The organism is Mucilaginibacter boryungensis (assembly GCF_015221995.1).
GTDB classification, from domain to species: Bacteria; Bacteroidota; Bacteroidia; order Sphingobacteriales; family Sphingobacteriaceae; genus Mucilaginibacter; species Mucilaginibacter boryungensis.
In genome coordinates this window covers 18271-39160 of the sequence record NZ_JADFFM010000001.1, presented here as the reverse complement: position 1 = coordinate 39160, position 20890 = coordinate 18271, and the positions used below count along the sequence as shown (strand labels likewise).

General features: G+C 44.0%; 17 protein-coding genes. 6 read left to right on the top strand and 11 right to left on the bottom strand.

The window, feature by feature from the left end; all coding sequences use genetic code 11:
- On the bottom strand, nucleotides 1–336 hold the full coding sequence (locus IRJ18_RS00140) for a cupin domain-containing protein (RefSeq protein ID WP_194104172.1): 336 nt from the start codon (nucleotides 334–336) through the stop codon (nucleotides 1–3).
- Between the two features lie 322 nt (nucleotides 337–658).
- Between IRJ18_RS00140 and IRJ18_RS00135 the strand changes: the two genes are divergently transcribed.
- The 3 genes from IRJ18_RS00135 (at nucleotide 659) to IRJ18_RS00125 (ending at nucleotide 1841) form a co-directional block, all read left to right on the top strand.
- The gene (locus IRJ18_RS00135) at nucleotides 659–1228 is read left to right on the top strand and encodes a sigma-70 family RNA polymerase sigma factor (RefSeq protein ID WP_194104171.1); all 570 of its coding nucleotides are present in this window, start codon (nucleotides 659–661) and stop codon (nucleotides 1226–1228) included.
- 11 nt (nucleotides 1229–1239) lie between these two features.
- The gene (locus IRJ18_RS00130) at nucleotides 1240–1506 is read left to right on the top strand and encodes a hypothetical protein (protein WP_194104170.1); all 267 of its coding nucleotides are present in this window, start codon (nucleotides 1240–1242) and stop codon (nucleotides 1504–1506) included.
- A gap of 62 nt (nucleotides 1507–1568) precedes the next feature.
- The gene (locus IRJ18_RS00125; protein WP_194104169.1) at nucleotides 1569–1841 is read left to right on the top strand and encodes a hypothetical protein; all 273 of its coding nucleotides are present in this window, start codon (nucleotides 1569–1571) and stop codon (nucleotides 1839–1841) included.
- A gap of 64 nt (nucleotides 1842–1905) precedes the next feature.
- Here IRJ18_RS00125 and IRJ18_RS00120 read toward each other — a convergent pair whose 3' ends face one another.
- The 4 genes from IRJ18_RS00120 to IRJ18_RS00105 all read right to left on the bottom strand — a co-directional run bounded on the left by IRJ18_RS00120 (nucleotide 1906) and on the right by IRJ18_RS00105 (nucleotide 8065).
- Complete coding sequence (locus tag IRJ18_RS00120; protein WP_228072459.1) at nucleotides 1906–3576, bottom strand: M1 family metallopeptidase; 1671 nt, start codon at nucleotides 3574–3576, stop codon at nucleotides 1906–1908.
- A 43-nt stretch (nucleotides 3577–3619) separates the two neighbouring features.
- Entirely contained in the window at nucleotides 3620–4735 is a 1116-nt protein-coding gene (locus tag IRJ18_RS00115) for a Kelch repeat-containing protein (RefSeq protein WP_194104168.1), read from the bottom strand.
- A gap of 49 nt (nucleotides 4736–4784) precedes the next feature.
- Nucleotides 4785–6689, bottom strand: a complete 1905-nt coding sequence (locus IRJ18_RS00110; RefSeq protein WP_194104167.1) for a CocE/NonD family hydrolase — start codon at nucleotides 6687–6689, stop codon at nucleotides 4785–4787.
- Nucleotides 6690–6775: 86 nt separating this feature from the next.
- Nucleotides 6776–8065 carry a DoxX family protein gene (locus IRJ18_RS00105; RefSeq protein ID WP_194104166.1) on the bottom strand — a complete coding sequence of 430 codons (1290 nt, stop codon included), beginning with the start codon at nucleotides 8063–8065 and terminating at the stop codon, nucleotides 6776–6778.
- A gap of 124 nt (nucleotides 8066–8189) precedes the next feature.
- On the opposite strand from IRJ18_RS00105, the gene lpdA reads away from it, so the two are divergent.
- The 3 genes from lpdA to IRJ18_RS00090 all read left to right on the top strand — a co-directional run bounded on the left by lpdA (nucleotide 8190) and on the right by IRJ18_RS00090 (nucleotide 11841).
- Nucleotides 8190–9593: a dihydrolipoyl dehydrogenase gene (gene lpdA / locus IRJ18_RS00100; RefSeq protein ID WP_194106596.1), complete on the top strand. Its 1404-nt coding sequence runs from the start codon at nucleotides 8190–8192 to the stop codon at nucleotides 9591–9593.
- A 425-nt stretch (nucleotides 9594–10018) separates the two neighbouring features.
- Nucleotides 10019–11038 (top strand): UDP-N-acetylmuramate dehydrogenase, encoded by a 1020-nt coding sequence (gene murB / locus IRJ18_RS00095; RefSeq protein WP_194104165.1) that lies wholly within the window; start codon nucleotides 10019–10021, stop codon nucleotides 11036–11038.
- Nucleotides 11039–11301: 263 nt separating this feature from the next.
- Complete coding sequence (locus IRJ18_RS00090; RefSeq protein WP_194104164.1) at nucleotides 11302–11841, top strand: RNA polymerase sigma factor; 540 nt, start codon at nucleotides 11302–11304, stop codon at nucleotides 11839–11841.
- A gap of 75 nt (nucleotides 11842–11916) precedes the next feature.
- Here the strand turns inward: IRJ18_RS00090 and IRJ18_RS00085 are convergent, their stop codons facing one another.
- The 6 genes from IRJ18_RS00085 to IRJ18_RS00060 form a co-directional block, all read right to left on the bottom strand.
- Entirely contained in the window at nucleotides 11917–12708 is a 792-nt protein-coding gene (locus tag IRJ18_RS00085) for a heparin lyase I family protein (RefSeq protein ID WP_194104163.1), read from the bottom strand.
- A gap of 28 nt (nucleotides 12709–12736) precedes the next feature.
- On the bottom strand, nucleotides 12737–14515 hold the full coding sequence (locus IRJ18_RS00080; RefSeq protein WP_194104162.1) for an alpha-L-fucosidase: 1779 nt from the start codon (nucleotides 14513–14515) through the stop codon (nucleotides 12737–12739).
- A gap of 118 nt (nucleotides 14516–14633) precedes the next feature.
- Nucleotides 14634–16166: a putative Ig domain-containing protein gene (locus IRJ18_RS00075; RefSeq protein ID WP_194104161.1), complete on the bottom strand. Its 1533-nt coding sequence runs from the start codon at nucleotides 16164–16166 to the stop codon at nucleotides 14634–14636.
- Between the two features lie 96 nt (nucleotides 16167–16262).
- Nucleotides 16263–17612 carry a polysaccharide lyase 6 family protein gene (locus tag IRJ18_RS00070; protein ID WP_194104160.1) on the bottom strand — a complete coding sequence of 450 codons (1350 nt, stop codon included), beginning with the start codon at nucleotides 17610–17612 and terminating at the stop codon, nucleotides 16263–16265.
- A 52-nt stretch (nucleotides 17613–17664) separates the two neighbouring features.
- Nucleotides 17665–18849, bottom strand: a complete 1185-nt coding sequence (locus tag IRJ18_RS00065) for a glycoside hydrolase family 88 protein (protein ID WP_194104159.1) — start codon at nucleotides 18847–18849, stop codon at nucleotides 17665–17667.
- A gap of 20 nt (nucleotides 18850–18869) precedes the next feature.
- Nucleotides 18870–20762, bottom strand: coding sequence for an alpha-L-fucosidase (locus tag IRJ18_RS00060; RefSeq protein ID WP_194104158.1), 1893 nt, complete (start codon nucleotides 20760–20762; stop codon nucleotides 18870–18872).
- Between the last annotated feature and the right edge of the window lie 128 nt (nucleotides 20763–20890).

Here is a 20890-nt window from a genome sequence, read left to right as displayed (position 1 = left end):
TTAAATAAAATCTTCGCGATGCGGGCTAAAGGCGTCTATCAGCATACCGGCCTCTATACATACCACGCCGTGTACCACATGCGGCGGCACATAATAGCCATCGCCTTTGCGGATAGTTTTGGTCTCATCGCCAATGGTCATGTCAAACACGCCGCTATCTACATAAGTAACCTGCGAATGCGGGTGGCTGTGTAGTGTACCGATGCCGCCCTTTATAAATTTGGCTTTCACCAGCATTACTTTATCATCATAACCAAATATCTGCCGCTGCACCCCATTACCGGCATCTTCCCATTTTATATCCTGCTCAAACTGAAATATGTTGCTTTGTATCATGTTGGCTTGTTTGTAAAAACCAAATGTCTGTTTTTATTACGGATAGACAAAGTTTTGCGGAAAGATTGTGGGTTACTTAAGGCCTAAATACTGCCCGGTAAACCAATGAACCGGGCAGCAGAAGGATTGTTTTTCTGTGGCGAGGTTTAGGTTAAGACAAATAAATAAAATATCCATTCAAGAAAACCCCGTGTTTTTCACCTTATTATACCGTGTTTTCACCCTATTTTAATATTGTAGCTTTCTTTTGTTGTAAGTATTCAGCCTTATTACCGACAAAACCACTGGTAATTCTTTATTTTTATGTAATTACCTATAATTAATGATCGAACAACCAACAACTTTAAATCCGCATAGCTGGGTAAAAACCTATGCAGATTACCTGTATGCGTTTGCCATTGTACGTATTAATGACGAAGAATTGGCGAAAGACCTGGTACAGGAAACTTTTTTAGCTGCTTTACAGCGCAGCCATGCTTTTGAAGGCAAAAGCAGCGAACGCACCTGGCTTACGGCTATTCTGAAAAATAAGATAGTGGATGTATACCGCAAAAAATCGTCGGGATTGAAACAGGTAGAATTATCAGTATCGGAACCTGTGGAAGAGTTCTTCCATACCGAGCACGGGCACTGGAAAAAAGAACATTGGCCACTGCCATTTGGAGTAGAAGACCACGACCCGTTGCATAACAAGGAGTTTAATAAAATATTGCAATTATGCATGCAGAAGTTACCGGCTTTATGGCTTTCGGTATTTACCATGAAACACATGGACGATGCCACTTCTGAAAACATATGTACCGAATTAAAAATAAGCCCCAATAATTTTTGGGTAATTATACACCGGGCTAAAGTAAACTTGCGCGCCTGCCTGCAAAAAAACTGGATCTAAAATTTACTGCTATGAATAAGTTAAAGAAAGTACAGTACAATTGCCATAAGGCTACTTTTTTAATAGAAAAGCGCACCATGAAACCGCTTACTTTTTTTGAGCGGTTAGAACTGCGTATCCATTTAGCCGGCTGCTCGGTATGCCGTACTTATCAAAAGCAAAGTGTATTGATAGGGGAAATGGTTCACCAAATTTTATACAGCGACAAGCAATATCATTTAAACGAGAAGGATAAACAGGTGATGGAAGAGCGGATTGAAGAAGAATTAAAAAAATAAATTTTTTGTAAGGTTAGCTAACCTGCTGCGACAAAGGGGATAACAATTAAAAAAACCTTAAAATGAACACCAACTTAAAAAAATCAGTTTTATCCATCGCCTTTGTTGCAATGGCTATGATGTTTAATGTAAATGTACAAGCCGCTAACGGCAGCGACACCACCAAAATGGCCAAAAAGAAAATGGACAAGATGGCTATGAAGAAAGAGGACAAGATGAAGATGGACGACAAAATGTCGAAAGATAAAATGAAAATGGACAGTAAAATGTCGAAGGATAAAATGAAAGGCGACAAAATGAAGATGAAAAAGGATTCTTCTAAAATGAAAATGTAACTGTGCTGATCTTATAATAAAAAAGGGGCTTCTCGCCCCTTTTTTATTATATACCTTCTGGATTTCAGTCCACCAATACGCCTATGTAGTAATTAAACGTGTCTACTTCCAGGTTATCTTTGGTAAGCCCGGCCATATCAACCGGGGTAAAACGGGTAGATACATTGATGAATTTATATTCGCCGCCTTTGCTACGTATGCGCACCGGCATTTTAAACCCGTTTACATCGGCTATCCAACGGGCTACAACGCGCCCGTTCTCAAACCTGAATTCCAGCGTAGGGATATTTTTATAACGCAGGTACTGATCGAAAATACTGGTGAGATTTATGCCGGATTGTGTATTGATATATTCCACTACCTGCTCAGTAGTTACCGTTTGGTGATAAAAGGTTTTATTTAGTCCGCGCAAAATGCCGCGCCATTTTTCATCATCGTTTATTATGGTGCGCACCATGTTCAGCAGGTTGCCGCCTTTGTAATACATATCGCCGCTGCCTTCTTTGTTAACGCCATATATGCCGATGATCGGCTCATCGTTAGCAATTGCTCGGCGGGTACCATGTACATATTCCTGCCCGGCTTCCTTGCTGCCTGTCCAGTTCTCAATAAACAACGATTCGGAATAATTGGTAAAACCCTCATGTATCCACATATCGGCGTTGTCCTTATCGGTAATGTTATTGCCAAACCATTCGTGGCCGCTTTCGTGCACTACTATAAAGTCCCAGTTCAGTCCTTTACCTGTGCCTGAAAGATCGCGCCCCAGGTACCCGTTACGATATTTGTTGCCATAGGCTACTCCGCTTTGGTGTTCCATACCAAGGTGTGGGGTTTCCACCAGCTTATAACCATCTTTATAAAACGGATATGGGCCAAACCAATATTCAAAAGCCTTTAGCATGGGTTTAACATTGGCTCCAAATTGCTTTTTGGCGCGCGCCAGGTTATAGGGTAATACCCAATAATCCAGCGTCAGTTTGCCGTTCTCGCCCATGTAGGTATCATCAAAATGCACATAGTCGGCAATGTTGGCTTCCACATCGTAGTTGTTGATAGGGTTACCCACAAACCAATCGAATTTGGTGTAGCCGTCCTTCATATCCGTCACTTTGCGCAGCCTGCCGTTTGATACATCTTTCAAGCCCTGAGGCACACTTACGCTGATGAGGATACTATCTACCTCGTCGGTCAATTGATCCTTATTAGGCCACCAGATAGAAGCCCCTACACCCTCGCAGGCTGTGGCGACCCATGGCTTACCCAGCGAGTCGGTGGTAAACACCACCCCGCCATCCCAGGGGGCACGTTTGGCTATGGTTGGGTTGCCTGAATAATAAACGGTAAATTCATCCTTAGTATCTTTCGGAATATCGCGCGGGAAGGTGAGAAACACAGCATTGAACTCACGTTTGTAGGGCAGTTCTTTCCCTTTGTAAACCACCTTTTCAATGTTCAAATTAGCAAACAGATCGAACTGTAACTTCTGAAAATCCCGCGTAGCGGTAAACTTAAACTGCGTGCTGCCGCTGATAAATTTCTTATCGATATCAAACTTCACATCCAGGTGATAATAATTGATATCGTAGCAAGTACGCATCGGCGCATTCTGGTTGCCATGCAGCGAATCGGCACGCGAGAATTTATCGCGCGGGGTTAGGAGCTGAGCTTTTGATGCGATGGCCGAGCAAACCACGCATACGGTCATCAATACATATTTTATAGTAATTTTCATTCGTTTAATATTAGTCCTAATTACTTTAAAACTATTAAAGTAGTTAATTTGATAAAGTGAAAATATCTACCTGAGCTGAATAGTTAAAGTCATCCATCCCTCCGGCAAATACAACCTTGTTACCGGCAGACGCACCTGAGGCCTGGCCTCGGGCAACACTTAAGGCTGAGGTTGACCACTGTCCGGTGCCAGCGTTAAAAACATCTATACTATTTTGATAGCGCGAGTTGTTAGTTTGATAAATACCTCCGGCAAACATCATAATATTAGCGCATGCTGCACTTGCGGACGAAGTTCTTGGAGTGTTTAATTGAACAGTGGACCAACTGTCGGTTGTGGCATCATAAATCTCAGCCGTATTAGCGTTATTATTAGCCATATTGCCTACCACAACCATCTTATTTAATGAAACTGCGCTCGACGAATAACTCCGTGTCATGCTCAATTTGCCGCTTTTCCAGGTATTGGTTTCTGTATCAAAAATATAATAAAATGGGCTACTGATTCCAGACAGGCCAGTTTCGTTCCCTCCGGCGAAAATGATCTTATTTCCGATAGCTCCGGTATTTAATTGAGAGAATAAGTAAACCCCGTTAGAAATTGAAGACCATGTGTTGGTAACGGTATCATAAATATCAATAACAAGGGTGCCAGCATTACCGCCTATCAGATATATCTTATTACCAATAGCTGCCGCACTAATACCAAATCGTGCAACACTTAATTTAGCAGAAGACCATGCATTTGTATTAATATCATATATGTCTACAGTTGCTGATGCTTGCCCGCGATAGTCCGCCCCGCCGGCAAAAACCATTTTTGTACCTGCTGCCGCTGCAGAAATATATCTTCTCGCTTCGCTAAGTTTTGCGGTAGACCATTTATCGGCAGAAATATCATAGATATCTACATTATCAACTATCCCAATACCATTATTGGTTAATGAATTTGTAAAGCCCCCGGCAAAAACAACTTTATTTCCCAGCCCCACAGACGCCATTTGAATTCGAGCCAATGATAATTTAGCCGTGCCGGTAAGGGTTACTTTGGAATAACTACTAACCGTTGTTGCTTGATTATCATCAGGCGTAGTACTCGTTTTCTTGCAACTTATGATAATAAATAAGCATATGCTTACCAGGATTAGGTTACGTTTCATTTGTTTATCTATGCTCTATTATATGTTTTTATAATTACATAACTCCACCCTATCTCAACACTTCCACATCCACAAAGCTATCATTAAATACCGTGTGAGTTGCTTTAATGTAATCGGCCGCGGTTGCTTTGTATGGGTTCGGCACAAACTTTTGCGGGTTGCGCGCCCATAGCGGGAAGGCTGTGCTTTGCACCTGTATCATAATGCGGTGACCTTTTTTGAAGGTATGCAGCACATCCTGCAGGCGGAAGGTTACATCGCTTTTTTGGTTAGGCACAAACGCTACCGGTTTTTCAAAGCTGTTTCGGAAACGGCCCGGCATAATTTCCGACCGTACCATTTGCTGGTAGCCTGCCATCAGTATATTTTTGTTCGGCAGGTACGGGTGCTGCGGTTCGTTGCCGGGATAAACATCGATCAGTTTCACTATCCAGTCGGCATCGGTACCAGTTGTTGCTACCTTCAGGTGACTCATAATCTCTCCGCCCAAAGTGATATCTTCAGTCAGTACATCAGTTTGGAAGGTCAAGACATCCGGACGGCGACCGGCAAAGCGCTGGTCTTCACTCATATAATTATGCGGAGTAAAGCCTTCGGTAGTGGTGTTATCTTCCGTATAAGGGACTGGTTTATTAGGGTCGCTTATAAACGACGTTGAGCCTGCTTTAGCCGGGGCTGTAAAGCTTAACTTACCATTTGCATCCAGATACATTTTTTGGTGCGTAGCGCCGGGCGATGGCCATTTATCAAACATTTTCCACTCTTTGCTACCGGTGTTGTACATGTAAGCAGTTGGTAGTCCCGAATTCTTTTTATCACCCGAACCTTTAAGGAAATGATCGAAGAATTTGGCTTCGATATTTCTTTGGTAGAAGGTAGCGATGCTATCGCCAAAGTAAACATTGCTGTGTAAGGTGTGCCCTGTTTCGCGTCCCCAGCGACCATGGCCAAATGGCCCCATTACGATAGTATTATATGCCGATGGATCCGACTTTTCGATAGCGCGGTGTATAGCCAGCGGACCGGTTAAATCTTCGGCATCAAACCAGCCGCCTACCAGCATTACGGCCGGACTTACTTTTTTATAATGTTTAGGCAGACTGCGCTTTTGCCAGAATTCATCGTAGCTTGGGTGGTTCATGGTTTCCTGCCAAAAGAAGTTGTCTTTATACCACTGGTTAAAGCTGCTCAGCGGGCCTTGATCAAGCAAGAACTGGTAACCATCGGCAGTTGATCTTTTAATGTTGATAGCCGGGTTGCTATACCATGAATGGGTAGTAGTGTCCTTTTTCTGGACCCCGAAAGTAGGGAACGTGAAAATATAGCTTTCCAGGAAAGCCCCGTTATGATGAAAATCATCAAAAAAGAAATCGGAAATTGGTGCCTGCGGCGATGAAGCCTTCAATGCCGGGTGGTTTGAAAGTATACCTGCAGCAGTATAGAAGCCGGGATATGATGTCCCGTACTGGCCAACACGTCCGTTATTATCGGCAACGTTTTTTACCAGCCAGTCTATGGTATCGTAGGTATCTGTAGATTCATCTACATCTTTATTAGTTTTATGTTCATCAAATTCGGGCGTCATATTGGTCCAGGTGCCTTCGCTTTTCCAACGGCCCCGTACATCCTGGTAAACAAAAATATAACCCTGCTTCATGATGGTTTCTGACGGGCCCAGGCGATTTGGATAACTGTTAACACCATAAGGTGCTATACTATAACAGGTACGCTGCATCAGCATTGGGTATTTTTTACTCGCCGACGCATCTTTTGGGATATATAATGAGGTAAAAAGCTTTACTCCATCGCGCATGGGGATATATACATCTTTTTTAGTGTAGTGTTCATTAATATACCGTGCATTTATTGATGCTTGCGATAATACATTTACCTCCTGCGCAAATACGGTTAAATACAACATCAGGGCAAATAAAAGTGTAGCAGTTTTTTTCATATGTCGATCAGTTAAGTTTATGGTATTACGAAGTTATATGGTTATTCCATAAGTTGATGTAACAATCATGCGAACAGCTAATCATCTTACTTATTAAATGGCGATTCATTTATTAAATGGAACCCACGGCGCATCAACAGGAATTTCTTTTCATCAAAGCGTTTCAGTGTCGCGCTCATGTCGCCATTTGGCCCTTTGCCGGTCATGTTCAATATGCTGTCTTTTGATAAAGTGTAAGCAAAGGTATACTTGCGTGTTGTATCTTTAAACGAGCCAATGATGATTTGTTTTTTTACGCTGTCTGCTTTAAAGCTGTAATTACGTGTGCTATCGTTCATAGTGGTTATACGCACCGAGCCAAAGCTGTTAATTGAGATGCGTTTCCAGCGGGTAGTATCCGTGGTTAGTGGTGGCAGGGTGTCTTTACCCTGTATAAAGGTTTGGGTGTTGAAAAGGCCGTAAAGCACCGGGTGCTTTGCATCGTCGCCGTATTTCATGTTCGAAATTACATTGCCGCCAATGCTAAACACGGTGTAGGCTATCAGCAAATATTTGGTAACGGTTAGTGAGATATTTTTCCAGCGTTTTTGAAAGCGTCGCGGCGTAAGCACGGCCGGTTCGGCAGTTTGATTAAGGAAGAAGAATTTGATGATGCGGTTCAGGTCTTTCAGCAAAATAAAGATGACCATCAGCAACAAGGCGCTCGATACAATTTTTACCGGCACATCAAAACAATAATTGATAGCTACAATATTAGCGATCACCGTAAACGCTATTACGGCCCCAAATAGTGTAGTACGACGGAACAGTAACAGTATACCGCAAGTAAGTTCGGCAATACCGGTAAAATAATTGTAGGCTTTGGAGTAGCCCATAAACGTCCACGCCAGCCCCATTGGCGAGGAATCACCATATGATTCCAACAATCTGGCCGGGCCAGGCGCCGGGAATTGCAGCTTAATAACTTTATAGCCACCATAACCCAACATGGTAAAGCCCACATAAAAACGCAGCACAACCAGCAGCCAGTAATATAACCTGTCGTAACTTTTAGGTTTGGTATCTATTAACGACCATATAGCAGCGCCAACCACCGATTTGATAAATATCAATAGCAATACTATCCAGTTATAAGTAGTATCGCCGCTGCCATTGGTAAAAGCGGTAATAGGTTTGGTCAGATGAAACACATGCGTACCCATCCACACCACCAACTTTTGAACAGGGGCCATATAAACGCCCTCGTAATTGCTTAGCAGGGGCACCGCGCCGTTAGGATCGCAAAGGATAAAGAGTATAAAAAACAGTAAGGCAAAACGAAAGCCTACCTTTTGGGCCGGCGACCAGGGTTGGGCTAAAGTGTTGGTGGTAGTCATTGTTTATCAGGTTTATTGATTGTGATAATTTAAATATAGAAATTTTACGGCTAACAGATGATACATGACACGCTTTATAACAGAGAATGTTAACTTTGCGCACTATCAAAAAAATACTTCTGCTATGCAATATGATGTTATCGTTATAGGTTCGGGTCCTGGTGGTTATGTTGCCGCTATACGTTGTGCCCAATTGGGTTTAAAAACAGCCATTGTCGAAAAATACAGCACCCTGGGTGGTACCTGCTTAAATGTGGGCTGTATCCCAAGCAAGGCGCTGCTGGATTCATCTGAACATTATCATAACGCCGCCCATGCTTTTGAAGACCATGGCATTAAGCTGAAAGACCTGAAATTCGATTTCGGCCGCATGATAAAGCGCAAGCAGGAGGTGGTTGATGCCAACACCAGTGGCATTACCTTTTTAATGAAGAAGAACAAAATTGACGTACACCAGGGTGTAGGTTCGTTTAAAGATAAAAATACTATTAAGGTTACTAAGGCCGATGGTACGGCGACCGAGATCACCGCTACCAACGTGATCATCGCTACCGGTTCAAAACCATCAAGCCTGCCTTTCCTGAAGATAGATAAGAAACGCATCATCACATCAACCGAGGCTTTAAGCCTGCCGGAAGTACCTAAACATTTGGTGCTGATTGGCGGCGGGGTTATCGGTCTGGAGTTGGGTTCTGTTTACGCGCGTTTAGGTGCCAAGGTATCGGTAATTGAATACATGGACGGCATTATCCCGACTATGGATAAAGGCTTAGGCCGCGAACTGCAAAAGGTACTGACCAAATTAGGCATGGACTTTTACCTGGGCCATAAAGTAACCGGCGCTACCGTAAAAGGCAAAGAAGTAACCGTAACTTTTGATACCCCTAAGGGTGAAAAGGGCGAGCTTAAAGGCGACTACTGCCTGGTAGCTGTTGGCCGTATTGCTTATACTGATGGTTTAGGTTTGGAGAATATAGGTTTAACTGTAGAAGAACGCGGCCGCAAAATTACTGTTGATGAGCACCTGCAAACCAGCGTTAAGGGCGTATATGCTATCGGTGATGTAATTAAAGGCGCCATGCTGGCCCACAAAGCCGAGGATGAAGGCACTTTAGTTGCCGAACAGCTTGCCGGACAAAAACCACACATTAATTACAACCTGATACCGGGCGTAGTTTATACATGGCCTGAAGTAGCCAGCGTTGGCCAAACCGAGGAGCAGTTGAAGGCCGCAGGTGTTGCCTATAAATCAGGTCAGTTTCCGTTTAAGGCCAGCGGGCGTGCCCGTGCCAGCGGCGATTTGGACGGCTTTGTAAAGGTATTGGCTGATGCCACCACCGACGAGATTTTAGGTGTGCACATGATAGGCCCGCGCGCGGCCGATATGATTGCCGAAGCTGTAGTAGCCATGGAGTTCCGCGCCAGCGCTGAGGACGTAACTCGCGCCAGTCACGCCCACCCGACTTATACTGAAGCGATGCGCGAAGCTTGCCTTGCGGCGACTGATAAGCGGCCGATACATATTTAAGAATTTCACAGATTTGATTGGTGATTTCACCGATTAAGAATAGCAAGACGCCCGGCCTTTGGTCGGGCGTTTGTGTTAATACATTGTGGGTTGACTGCTTAAGTAAAACGCAATAAAAACAACCCTTTCAATACCAAATCATGGTTTACATGGTTTACAAAAAATGACTATATTTTTCATTAAAATGTTGATAATCAAATACTTGATATTTTTTCGTGTAAACCATAAATTTCAGGTTTAATTTAACTTATAGGCAACTAATAACCTCGGCATATCCATTCGTCATTTCGGGCGCGGGCGTGGCAATCCCCGGTAGGCAGAGTGGCCCTGCCAATTTGGGATTGCCACGTCGCTGATAGAAGCTCCTCGCAATGACGTGGTGGGTAGTTTACGTAGTTTCAGTTTTAATTCCGAAATTCGCCACCATGCTCCAAATCCAACAAAACGTTTCCTTAAAAAACTTTAACTCCTTCGGTATCGAGGCTAAGGCGAAATACTTTGCCGAGATCAGTCACGAGGATGAGTTGGTGGAGTTGTTTATGGACCCGCAGTGGCTGGCGGTGCCTCGACTGGTAATGGGTGGCGGCAGTAATATGCTGTTGCTGAAGGATTATGATGGCTTGGTGATCCGCATGAATATCCGCGGGATTGAACACCGCATCAGTCATAACGATGTTTTTGTGGAGGCTGGCGCGGGCGAGGTTTGGAACGACCTGGTGAATTATGCAGTAGCCCATGAGTATGCCGGACTGGAAAACCTGAGTTTGATACCCGGCTCGGTGGGGGCATCGCCTATTCAAAACATCGGCGCTTATGGGGTTGAACTGAAAGATGTGTTTGCCGGCTGCCGCGCTTTTGAAATTGCTACTGGTACATTTAAAACCTTCACAAAAGAGGATTGTAGCTTTGGCTACCGCGAAAGTGTGTTCAAAACCGAACTGAAGGGGCAGTATATTATTACCTGTGTCAAGTTTCACCTGTCGTTAATACCAAATATCAATTTGCGCTATGGAGCTATTGAACAGGAATTGAATAACAGGGGCATTACAAATCCTACTATAAAAGATGTATCGCAGGTAGTGTCGCATATCCGAGTATCTAAATTGCCCGATCCTTCAACTATCGGTAACGCGGGCAGCTTTTTTAAAAACCCTGTAATTACGGCCGGGCAATTTGCCGGTATTCAACAAAAGTTTCCTGATGTGGTTAACTACCCGGCAGGTGATGGCTTAATTAAATTAGCCGCCGGCTGGCTTATTGAACAATGCGGCTGGAAAGGCAAAACGGTAGGCCATACCGGTACCTGGAAAAACCAGGCGCTGGTATTAGTGAACCATGGCGGGGCTACAGGTACTGAAATTTATGCATTGTCGTCGCAAATCATAGACAGTGTGTACACTAAATTTGGCGTTTTGCTGGAACGCGAGGTGAATATAATTAGTTAAAATATTTTATTTTAAATTTAATAACACCATCTTGACTGACCTTGTTTCGGCGTTATAAAAAAAGCCTCTCTTTGTAATTTCATTTGTTTTTCATATTCTAAACGCCTATTCTATAGGCACTTAGGTCGTATTTACTAAAATCTCTTTATAATCGCTACCAAACAAAATTTGTTGCCGGCCATTGGTAACCATATTCCGGATTACCATACAATGACAAAACGGTATCATGTTTGCCTTAATGTTAACAGCAAACATTAACTGGTATGACAAAGATTGAGTTTAACACATTAGTATTACGTCAGGCAAGTTCACTACGTTCTTACGCCTTACATTTCACGCACGACGCGGATGACGCTAACGACCTTGTACAGGATACAATGTTGAAAGCAATTACTTATTATAATAAATTTAAAGAAGGCACCAATCTTAAAGGCTGGTTGTATACTATTATGAAAAATACTTTCATAAATAACTATCGCCGCTTTATTAAGATGAGCACTTTTGTAACTAAGTCCGAAGAGATCTCATCGGCTAACCTGGTATTCAGTTCAACTAAAAACCAGGGCGAAGCGAAATTTGTAATGGATGATATCAAACGTTCTTTAGATAAATTACCCGAAGATTACTACGTGCCTTTCACCATGTATTTTGAAGGTCATAAATATCACGAGATAGCCGATCATTTAGCTATCCCTATCGGTACCGTAAAAACACGGATTCACGTAGCCCGTAAAATATTGAAAAAGAGTTTAAAGGCTTATGATAACGGTATTAAAAAACCGGTATACGCCGAAATGGATTAATTAACAGACAATATAAACTCAATTACATAGTAAAACGCCCCCGATATTACCGGGGGCGTTTTAGTTAAACCTATTTTATAATTCCTGTATGGAAATATCTGCAAACCTCAGTGTTTCATCCCTAATATAATCAGGACTTTTCAGGCTGCGGTATATCCCCCATTTAGGCCGGCAGAACGATGTATTATCGCGCCAAAGGTCTATATTATTGTTGTTGTAGTTCAACAATTCCTTACCATCGCTTACGCGTTTAATACTGATGCTGTACGTGCCCCTGGTATCATAATGCAATTGCTCGGTCACTTCAACCCAGGTGCCCTTAAATGGCGCCAGGTCAACCTCCGTCAGTTTTCCCTGCGATGATGCTTTTGATGCACCCGTATGTATCACCTCCATCTTGTCGGGGTTGCCAAAACGTGGCGTAAGTGTAATAATTGGCGCCCCGGCGTCACCATCGCCCGCCTTTATCTGGTGAATATGCGTAAAAGTGGGCTGCGCTTTAAAATTACTATCCAGCTTAAACTTCCATTTGTAAACTACAGTTTCATTGCGTTCGCCCTTTAGTTTAGCTGCCGATGGGCCATATGTTTTTATTTCCAGTCGCTGGCGGTCGAAGCTTTTGCAGCGGTCGTTATCCAATTTAGCATGGATATTAAAAACAAACACGTTTTCCTTTAACTGCGGGTCAAACTGCTGGGTAATGTGTTTTACAGGGTGCCCGCAATCCGGCACCTCACAGGCATCGCCGCCAAGTACTTTAGAAATAAGGGCATAGGCATCACTTTTACCATCGGCTTTTAGCACTACCTGCGCGCTTGCTGCCGCCGTAAAAAAACACAATAGTGCTACGTTTAAAATTACCTTCATTTTATTGGTACGTTATAAAACCAGCAATTTATTTTCCCGGTTTTAATTCCATGGCTTTAAAATTAAATGCTGTTTTATCGGGGGCTACTTCTAAAACAGATAACGATACGGTGTAGGTCCCCGGTTTGTTAAATGTTAAAGTTTTACTATGTGTGCGGATGTTTTTCCAGTAATGCGCGCGGATATTATACTCCTTACTATCGGGCACCATACGGGTTTCAATGGCCTGATCGCCCGAGGTAATTTTCACTAATTGCCCGCCATGCCACACAGGCGCACCGTGCGACCCTGATTCCCCGGTGATCAGATCGACGTTATAAGTGCCGGGTTTTTCAATTTTAAATGTCCAGCTTGCCGCTTGCCTGGTATCGTTCCAATCTAAAGGCCGGCCTGAATTAGCCATCCCGTTTTGCTTAACGGGCTGCCCATCTATTGTGGTAATTGCCGATACCAATGGCAAATGTACACTGCCATCGTTTTGCTGACTGATCTGCCCTTCTACATCTGCTGTCTTGCCATCAATCTCCATAACTACTACCGATACCATACTGTCGGGCGCCATTTTAGGCAGGGTAATTTGCAGGCGATGGTGGTCTATATCCTTCACATAACTTTCTTTAAATGTCAATGGCTTTTTAGCCGGGTCGGAAAGCAGATAGATCTTTTTTACTTTGGTTTTCAACCCTTCAAGATAAAAATCGCCCTTAGGCCAATTGTAAAAACCAAGGTATAACTTACCAGGTTTACTGGTAATATTGCCCCAATCAAACTCCACATTAAACGGCGATGCATGCGAACTATAGATAGCTTCGTTATTCACCTTCATCCACCCACCCACGCGGGCCAGTATTTTTACCGATTCTTCGGGGATAACGCCTTCGGATGTAGGGCCTACATTTAGCAGGTAATTACCACCTTTTGATGCAATATCAAACAACAGGCGTGTCAGTTCGCCCGGCGATTTCCAGGCATGGTCGTTCTTTTTATAGCCCCAGGTATTGTTTAGTGTAGCCGGTACTTCCCAATCGCCGGGGATGGTAGCCGCCGGTATCACGTTATCGCCGGTCGACTGGTAATCCGTCTCTACCCCGCCACCTAAACGCCCGCTGATGATACAGGCCGGTTGCAGTTTGCGCACCAGGTCCTTTAAGCTTTGTGCCTGGTCTTTACTAATGGACATAGGCGTATCAAACCATATCATGCCTATTTCGCCATAGTTGGTCAGTAATTCCGTTAATTGCGGCTTAACCTTGGTATCCAGGTATTGCTGAAAGTTACGCTCCTTCGGGAAATCCCAATCATTATCCAAGCCGTTTGGTTCATGCCAATCGCGCGATTGCGAGTAGTAAAAACATATTTTAATGCCCTGCCTGTGGCACTCGTCTGCCAGTTGTTTAATGATATCCTTATGATAAGGCGTGGCATCAACAATATTAAACGGCGATGCATTGCTTTTAAACATAGCAAAGCCATCGTGGTGCTTACTGGTGATGGTAATATACTTCATCCCCGCGTTTTTAGCGGTAGCCACAAAAGCCTTCGGATCAAATTTTACCGGGTTAAACTGTTTGGCCAGTTCGCTGTATTCGGCTACGGGTATCCTGGCATTTTTCATGATCCATTCACCTATCTGCGGGTATTCTTTGCCTTTCCATTCACCGGCAGGGATGCTGTATAGCCCCCAATGAATAAACATGCCGAAACGGGCATCGCGCCACCACTGCATACGCTGGTCCTGTGTAATAGTTTGGGCTGATGCCGATTTGAACAACATCAGTAATACCAAGGGTAGGATCAATTTTTTCATATGATATTTAATTAACCACCGTGTCATTTCGACCAGCGGGAGAAATCTTATATATGCAGCCGGCTCGAAGTATAAGATTTCTCCTCGTACCTCGTTCGAAATGACACAGTGGTTGATTTTACTTCGCTTTTCTCAAACTCACCATCACGACACCGTGCTGCGGCACATCCGTTTTAAATTCGTTGTCAAACACCCCGATATCTTTTTGGCGCCACAGGTCGCGTACAATGTATTTGCCGCTTATACCTAAATCTTTCCAGCTTAGTACCATATTTTGTGTACCAGCATCGCCTGTATTAAACAGTCCTGCTGCTTTTGTACCATCAGACAGGTCTTTGGCCATAATGCCTAATTCTCCGTTCCTTGCTATCACGGTAGCCTGTTTACCCAGGGGGTCCTGGTTTACAGCTATTACTTCATCATTAGTTAGCAGGCTTAATGTAAACGCATCCAGTTTGGTTAGGTCGTTGCCTAACAGCAGGGGAACTGACATCAGGCACCAGGCGCTCATGTGGGTATATTGCTCGTCGGGCGTTAAATGCGATGGGTATGGGCCTTTGCCCCAGCCTACCCAGCCTACCACCATCATGTCGGGGTCGTTCCAATGACCGGGCTTAGCATAAGGCGCCCATTTATCCTGTGCCAGCACACGTGGTTTCAGGCTTTTCCAGCTGTCACGGATATCGCCGCCGGTACGCCAGGTATTGGATACTTTTGATAAGTCGCCGATAGAGGCGAATGGCGTACTGTTTGATAAGCTGAAGATAATATCGCGGCTGCCCGCGCGTAAAGCATCAAACATTTTTTTGGTTTCGGGCAATTCATTAGGGCTCCAGTCGTATTTCAGGTAATCCATACCCCATTTATCAAACTGCTTTACATCCTGATCAACAAAAGTATATTGCCCTATTTTGTAAGGGAATAGCTTTTTGTTACGGGGCACATTCTCTTTTACCGGGCTAAATGCGCCTTCCGGATTATCGGCCGAACCGCCTACATGGTGCCCGTACGATTCTATCCAGGGAGTAGAATAAATACCAATATGTAAACCCATAGCATGTACTTCGTCGGCAAGTGCCTGCATATTGGGGAAAGTGGTTGAGTCGGGTAGTATCGCGTGGAACTCGCCCCCACGCTTACCTTGCCATACGTCATCGATATTCATATAACTCCAGCCATGGTTGATCAATCCTGAACTTACCATTGCTTTAGCGTTAGCCAATACAAGCGCCTGGGTTAATTTGGTAGCGTAAATATTCCAGCTGTTCCAGCCCATAGGCGGGGTAAGGGATATTTCTTCGCCTACCACCAGTTTAAAGTTGCGGGTGGCTGTCCCTAAAGCATTTTTAGCTGATAATGCAATGGTATATGTTCCGGTCTTATTTACCGATCCGCTTAACATCCCGGTTTTGCTATCCAGTTTTAAACCGGCAGGCAGGCCTTTGGCCGAGAAAGTCATTGGGCGGTTACCGGTAGCGGCAATGGTGTATACCACCGGGTGCCCTGGCCTTACACCAAATATTTTGGCGCCGTTAATTTGGGGGCTGGGTTTTTCCTTCGGTGTCAGGATATACTTAGCAAGCGTATCCTGTGCTTTGGTAATTTGCGCTATACCGCATAGCACAACAAGTGCTATCCATAATTTTTTCATACAAACAGATATTAGGTTAGTTAGCAAGAGCTGCTATCATGTAAAACTAATAAACATCCAGAGACAGGCTATCCCCAAAATCGGCGTAATATTCAATTATTTTACCCTGATAGCCGGTAAGTTTTTGTACCAGGCGGGGCCTATGCCGGCTGCATCGAACAGCAGCTTTTGCCCGGCGCTTAAACCCGGCGCGCCTATTTTACTCCGCTTTGATGGCTGATAAATATTTGTAGCATCGGTATTCAACCTGGGGTCTTTCATATCAAAGCCATCGGGCAAATCGCCGGCTAATTTAATATTAAACAAAATGTTGCCCGATATTTTTAACCCCTGCGGCTGATCGGTATATACGATGGGGTCCGATGCTAAAACAAGGTTGTTTGTTATGGTCACATTTTGCGGTGGCAGGCCGCGCCCATCGCGCTTACCCGACCCCACCTCGAAAGCTTCTGTGCAGTTAATAATGGTATTATTTTTAATTTCCGCGTTCTTCACCTGCATATACCCTTTTAACTCCGAATTAGGAATGGCGTCCATTATAGTAATTGCCGCTTTTAAACCGGTGCCTGTTAAGCCCTGCAAATAATTGTAATATACTTTATGGCTTTCGCCGATGATCCGGATGCCGCCGGTGCCTTTCACGCCGTTACCGATCATATAGTTACCATATACCTCGGCAAAATTACCTTCGCGCAGGGTTAAAGTACCCACGCACTCATAAAACAGGTTGTTTCTGATAGTGTTATGGCCTGATTTGTTGGACAATACTTCCATTTCGCCATTGCACTGGTAAAAAACATTATCCTCAACCGTGGTATAGGAATCATTCATGGATACAGTACTGGTGCCTATCCTGATAGTTTCGCCGCCATTATTACCCAGATCGGGCCGTGTATCAAAAAAATTGTGGTCAATTTCATGATAGTTTGGCTTATCGGCTACCCAAACTACCAGCGTAGTGCCCTGGTGGGTTTTTCCTTTAATATAGCAATGGTCGACCCGGTTATGATAACCGTTGATGGATACCCATTTATAATCCTGTTTTTTATCGGCGGGGTTAAAGTCAACTATCGAGGTATTGGTTAGCCGGCACCATTCAGCATCCTTACTGAAAGTGATCACATCTTTTTTTTGTGAATTGCCCTGGCTGAAGTTCAGTCCGTCAACCACCAGCCATTGGCCATCTATCAGCAAATGCGAATTACCGTTTATAATAATTTTCCCCGGGTCGGATGAGATGAGGGTAACAGGTGCTTCTTTAGTCCCTTTGGCTTTAAATACCAGTTGCTGGTTTGTCCAGTTCCCCGGCTGCATAATAGCACGGTCGCCGGGCTTTAAATTAAGAAATGCCAGTTCGGCAGCATTATGCACAGGGTAATCCTTGGCGTAGCTGCTAATGCTGCATAGCAAAAGAAAAAGGACTTTAGGGGTATTAAGCTTAAACATTGGTTATTGAAATTGGTTTTGCTGCCGCGTGATGATGCGCGGCTATGCAAATTTAATATTTAAACAATCCCTTTTGTCGTAATAAAGCTTCCAGGTAATAATAATCAGCATAGCTTATCGGCGCGTCAATTTCGCCGTTGGCAGGCTTGTTACCGGTGCTATGAAGCAATATAAAACCCTTGCTTTCGCCCGGCTTGGCCTGGTAATTATCGGTCAGGTTTTTTACAATAGTATTTGCCCAGCCTTTGTATTGCTTGCCGTTGGCGCTATACATGCTCAATTCATACAACGCTGAAGCTATTACCGCCGCGGCAGAAGCATCGCGGGGGACTTTGGGGATTGCCGGATCGTTAAAATCCCAATAAGGCACCAGATCTTTTGGCAGGTTAGGGTTGTTGAATATAAATTTGGCGATGTTTTCGGCTTGCTTCAGGTAAATTTTATTTTTTGTTTCACGATAACACATCGTATAGCCATACAAGCCCCAGGCCTGCCCGCGTGCCCAGGCCGAGCCATCTGCATAGCCCTGGTGGGTTTGTTTATGCAGTACCTTTCCGGTTTCGGGGTCGTAATCTATCACATGGAATGATGAGTAATCATCGCGGAAATGATTTTTCATGGTGGTATTGGCATGGCTTACTGCTATCTTGTAAAAGCTGGAATCGCCGGATAGTTTGCTGGCCTCGAATAACAATTCCAGGTTCATCATATTATCAATAATCACCGGGAATTTCCAATCCTTTCGATTATCCCACGATTTGATGCAACCCACCGTCGGGTTAAAACGGGTGGCCAGGGTTTTGGCGGCTTCCAGTATTACCTCTTTATAATGCGGGTCTTTAGTTAGTTTGTAACCATTACCAACACTGCAATATATTTTAAAGCCCATATCGTGGGTACCGCCGTTGGTTTTTTCCTGCTCAATATTAGCAGTATAGGCTTTAGCTTCCTTCAGCCATTTTGGGTTTTTAGTGTATTGGTACAGGTACCACAGTTCACCCGGGAAAAAGCCGCTGCACCAGTCTTTTGATGGTATTAAAACCAGTTCACCTTTCTCTACCGAGCGCGGCGACACCATGCCCGGCTTTGCTATTTTTTTAGCTTCCGCGGTTTCCTTCAGCAGCAGATCAGTTTGCTTTTCAGCGAAAGCAAAACCCTTAGCCGCATCGTTTTGGGCGAAAGTTTTACCCGCGCTTAACGCCAGGAATAATAATGGGAGAATATATTTCTTCTTCATAATTGGTTTCATTTTGGCTCTTATTTCAAAGGTACTAACTGCACCTCCAGTATTTTCATTAAGCCCGATTTTTGGATTTCAACCGGAGTGATTTTTAATGTATGCATACCTGGTTGTAAACTTACTTCACCCAATGTTTGTGTTATCGTTTTATCACCCTTATCCGTTGTTTCTACTGCTTGCTTTTTATCCAGGCTGCCTAATGTTAATTCGTAAGTCCCTGCATCATCGGTATCGGCTACATATTTAATAATCACTTTGTATTTAGCAACATCCAACAACCTGAATTGCCAGCTAACCGGGTGGTCTTTTTTATTCCAGCGGTCTATATAATACTTACCGGCTTTGCCATCGCCAAAGTGAAATTCATGCGGTTGCATATCCGAATCGAAAGCCAGCAAGCGGTTGGTATAATCTTTTGCGTCTAAAACCCTCACCGGGTCGGTTACAATAGCACCGTTGGTTTCCAGCACAATTACACTGCTTACCTTATCCGGAGCGGTTAACGGCACACTCAATTGGACATCCAGCGGACCGATACGTTTAACCAATAACGGTTTTTTACCCGCATCAGCTAATAAATACGCTTTTGCGATATTGCTTTTCAAGCCCCCCACTACCAGTTTACCATTTCTGGGCCAGTTAAATACTTGCAGATAAAGCAAATTCCCTTTACGTGTAGATACGCCCCAGTTTTGAAAAGGCAGCGGCGTTTTGGTGGTTTTGTAAATACTTTCGCTATTTACATCCATCCATTTGCCAATGCTATCCAATATTTGCTGGTCTTTCGTGTCAAATTCGCCATCTCCTTTGGGGCCAATGTTCAATAGCAAATTGCCGCCTCTTGAGGCCGAATTTGCCACCAATTTAATAAAGTGACTGGCCGGTTTATGGCTATGGTCGTATTTGGAATACCCGTATGATTCATTGGTTGTCGGGATGGCTTCCCAATCGCCTTCCACCGGGAAAAACTCGGCCGGGCGGTCGGCTGTGTTTTGGTAATCGCCATAGTTCATATTGCCATTGCGGGCCAGCCGTCCGTTCACAACTACATTTTGGTCTACCGCACGAATGGCTTCAAGCACACGCAGGTTTTCAGAGAACGGCAATTTGCCGGGGGTATCAAACCATAAAATATCCGGGTGATACAACCTAATCAGTTCCTGTATTTGCGGTATAGCTTTCTCATTTACATATTTGGTGGCTTTAGGCAGCAATTCGGGATGTATATCATACCAAAATTCGCCACCGAATAATTTCAGATCGCCGCCGGGATTGCCGTATTCCCAATCGTTACCCGGCGCATCGGGATGTTCCCAATCAAACGCATGCGAGTAATAGAAGCCAAATTTCAACCCATATTTTTTGCAGGCGGCAGACAGATCGGCCATTGGGTCGTGATGCCAGGCCGTTTGTTTTACTACATTATAGTCAGATACTTGTGAATTATACATGGCGAAACCATCATGATGTTTGGAAGTAATGATCATATACTTCATCCCAGCACGCTTGGCGGTGCGCACCCATTCGTCGGCATTAAATTTTACCGGGTTAAATTTATGGGCCAGTTCAAGGTATTCCGCACGCGGTATTTTTTCCTTACGCATTAAGTGTTCTGCGTAACCGGTAACCTGCTTACCTTTCCATTCGCCGCCGGGTAACGAATATATACCCCAGTGTATAAACATCCCAAAACGCGCTTCGCGCCACCATTCTATTCGGCTGTCATGTGTTTTCATGCTGGCTGTCCACCAGCCATTAACAGCTTTATTTATCTCTTTTTGATCCCGTGCTTTGGCTGAGTTTTGCATCCCGGCCTCATCACCTGTGTTTTGGGCCAAGGTTGAGAACGATGCTAAACTTAAAGCTAATGCCCATGCGCTATAAAGCAACTTTCTATAATTGATACACATAATCAGTAAACTTTAACGGTTAATTGGATATTGCAATAGAGCACTATTTGCCGGATTATTTTTTACCGCTTTTGTCCAAATAGTAAGCTTTTTTGACATGAATTATCACTTTTTATCCAAAACTTAGC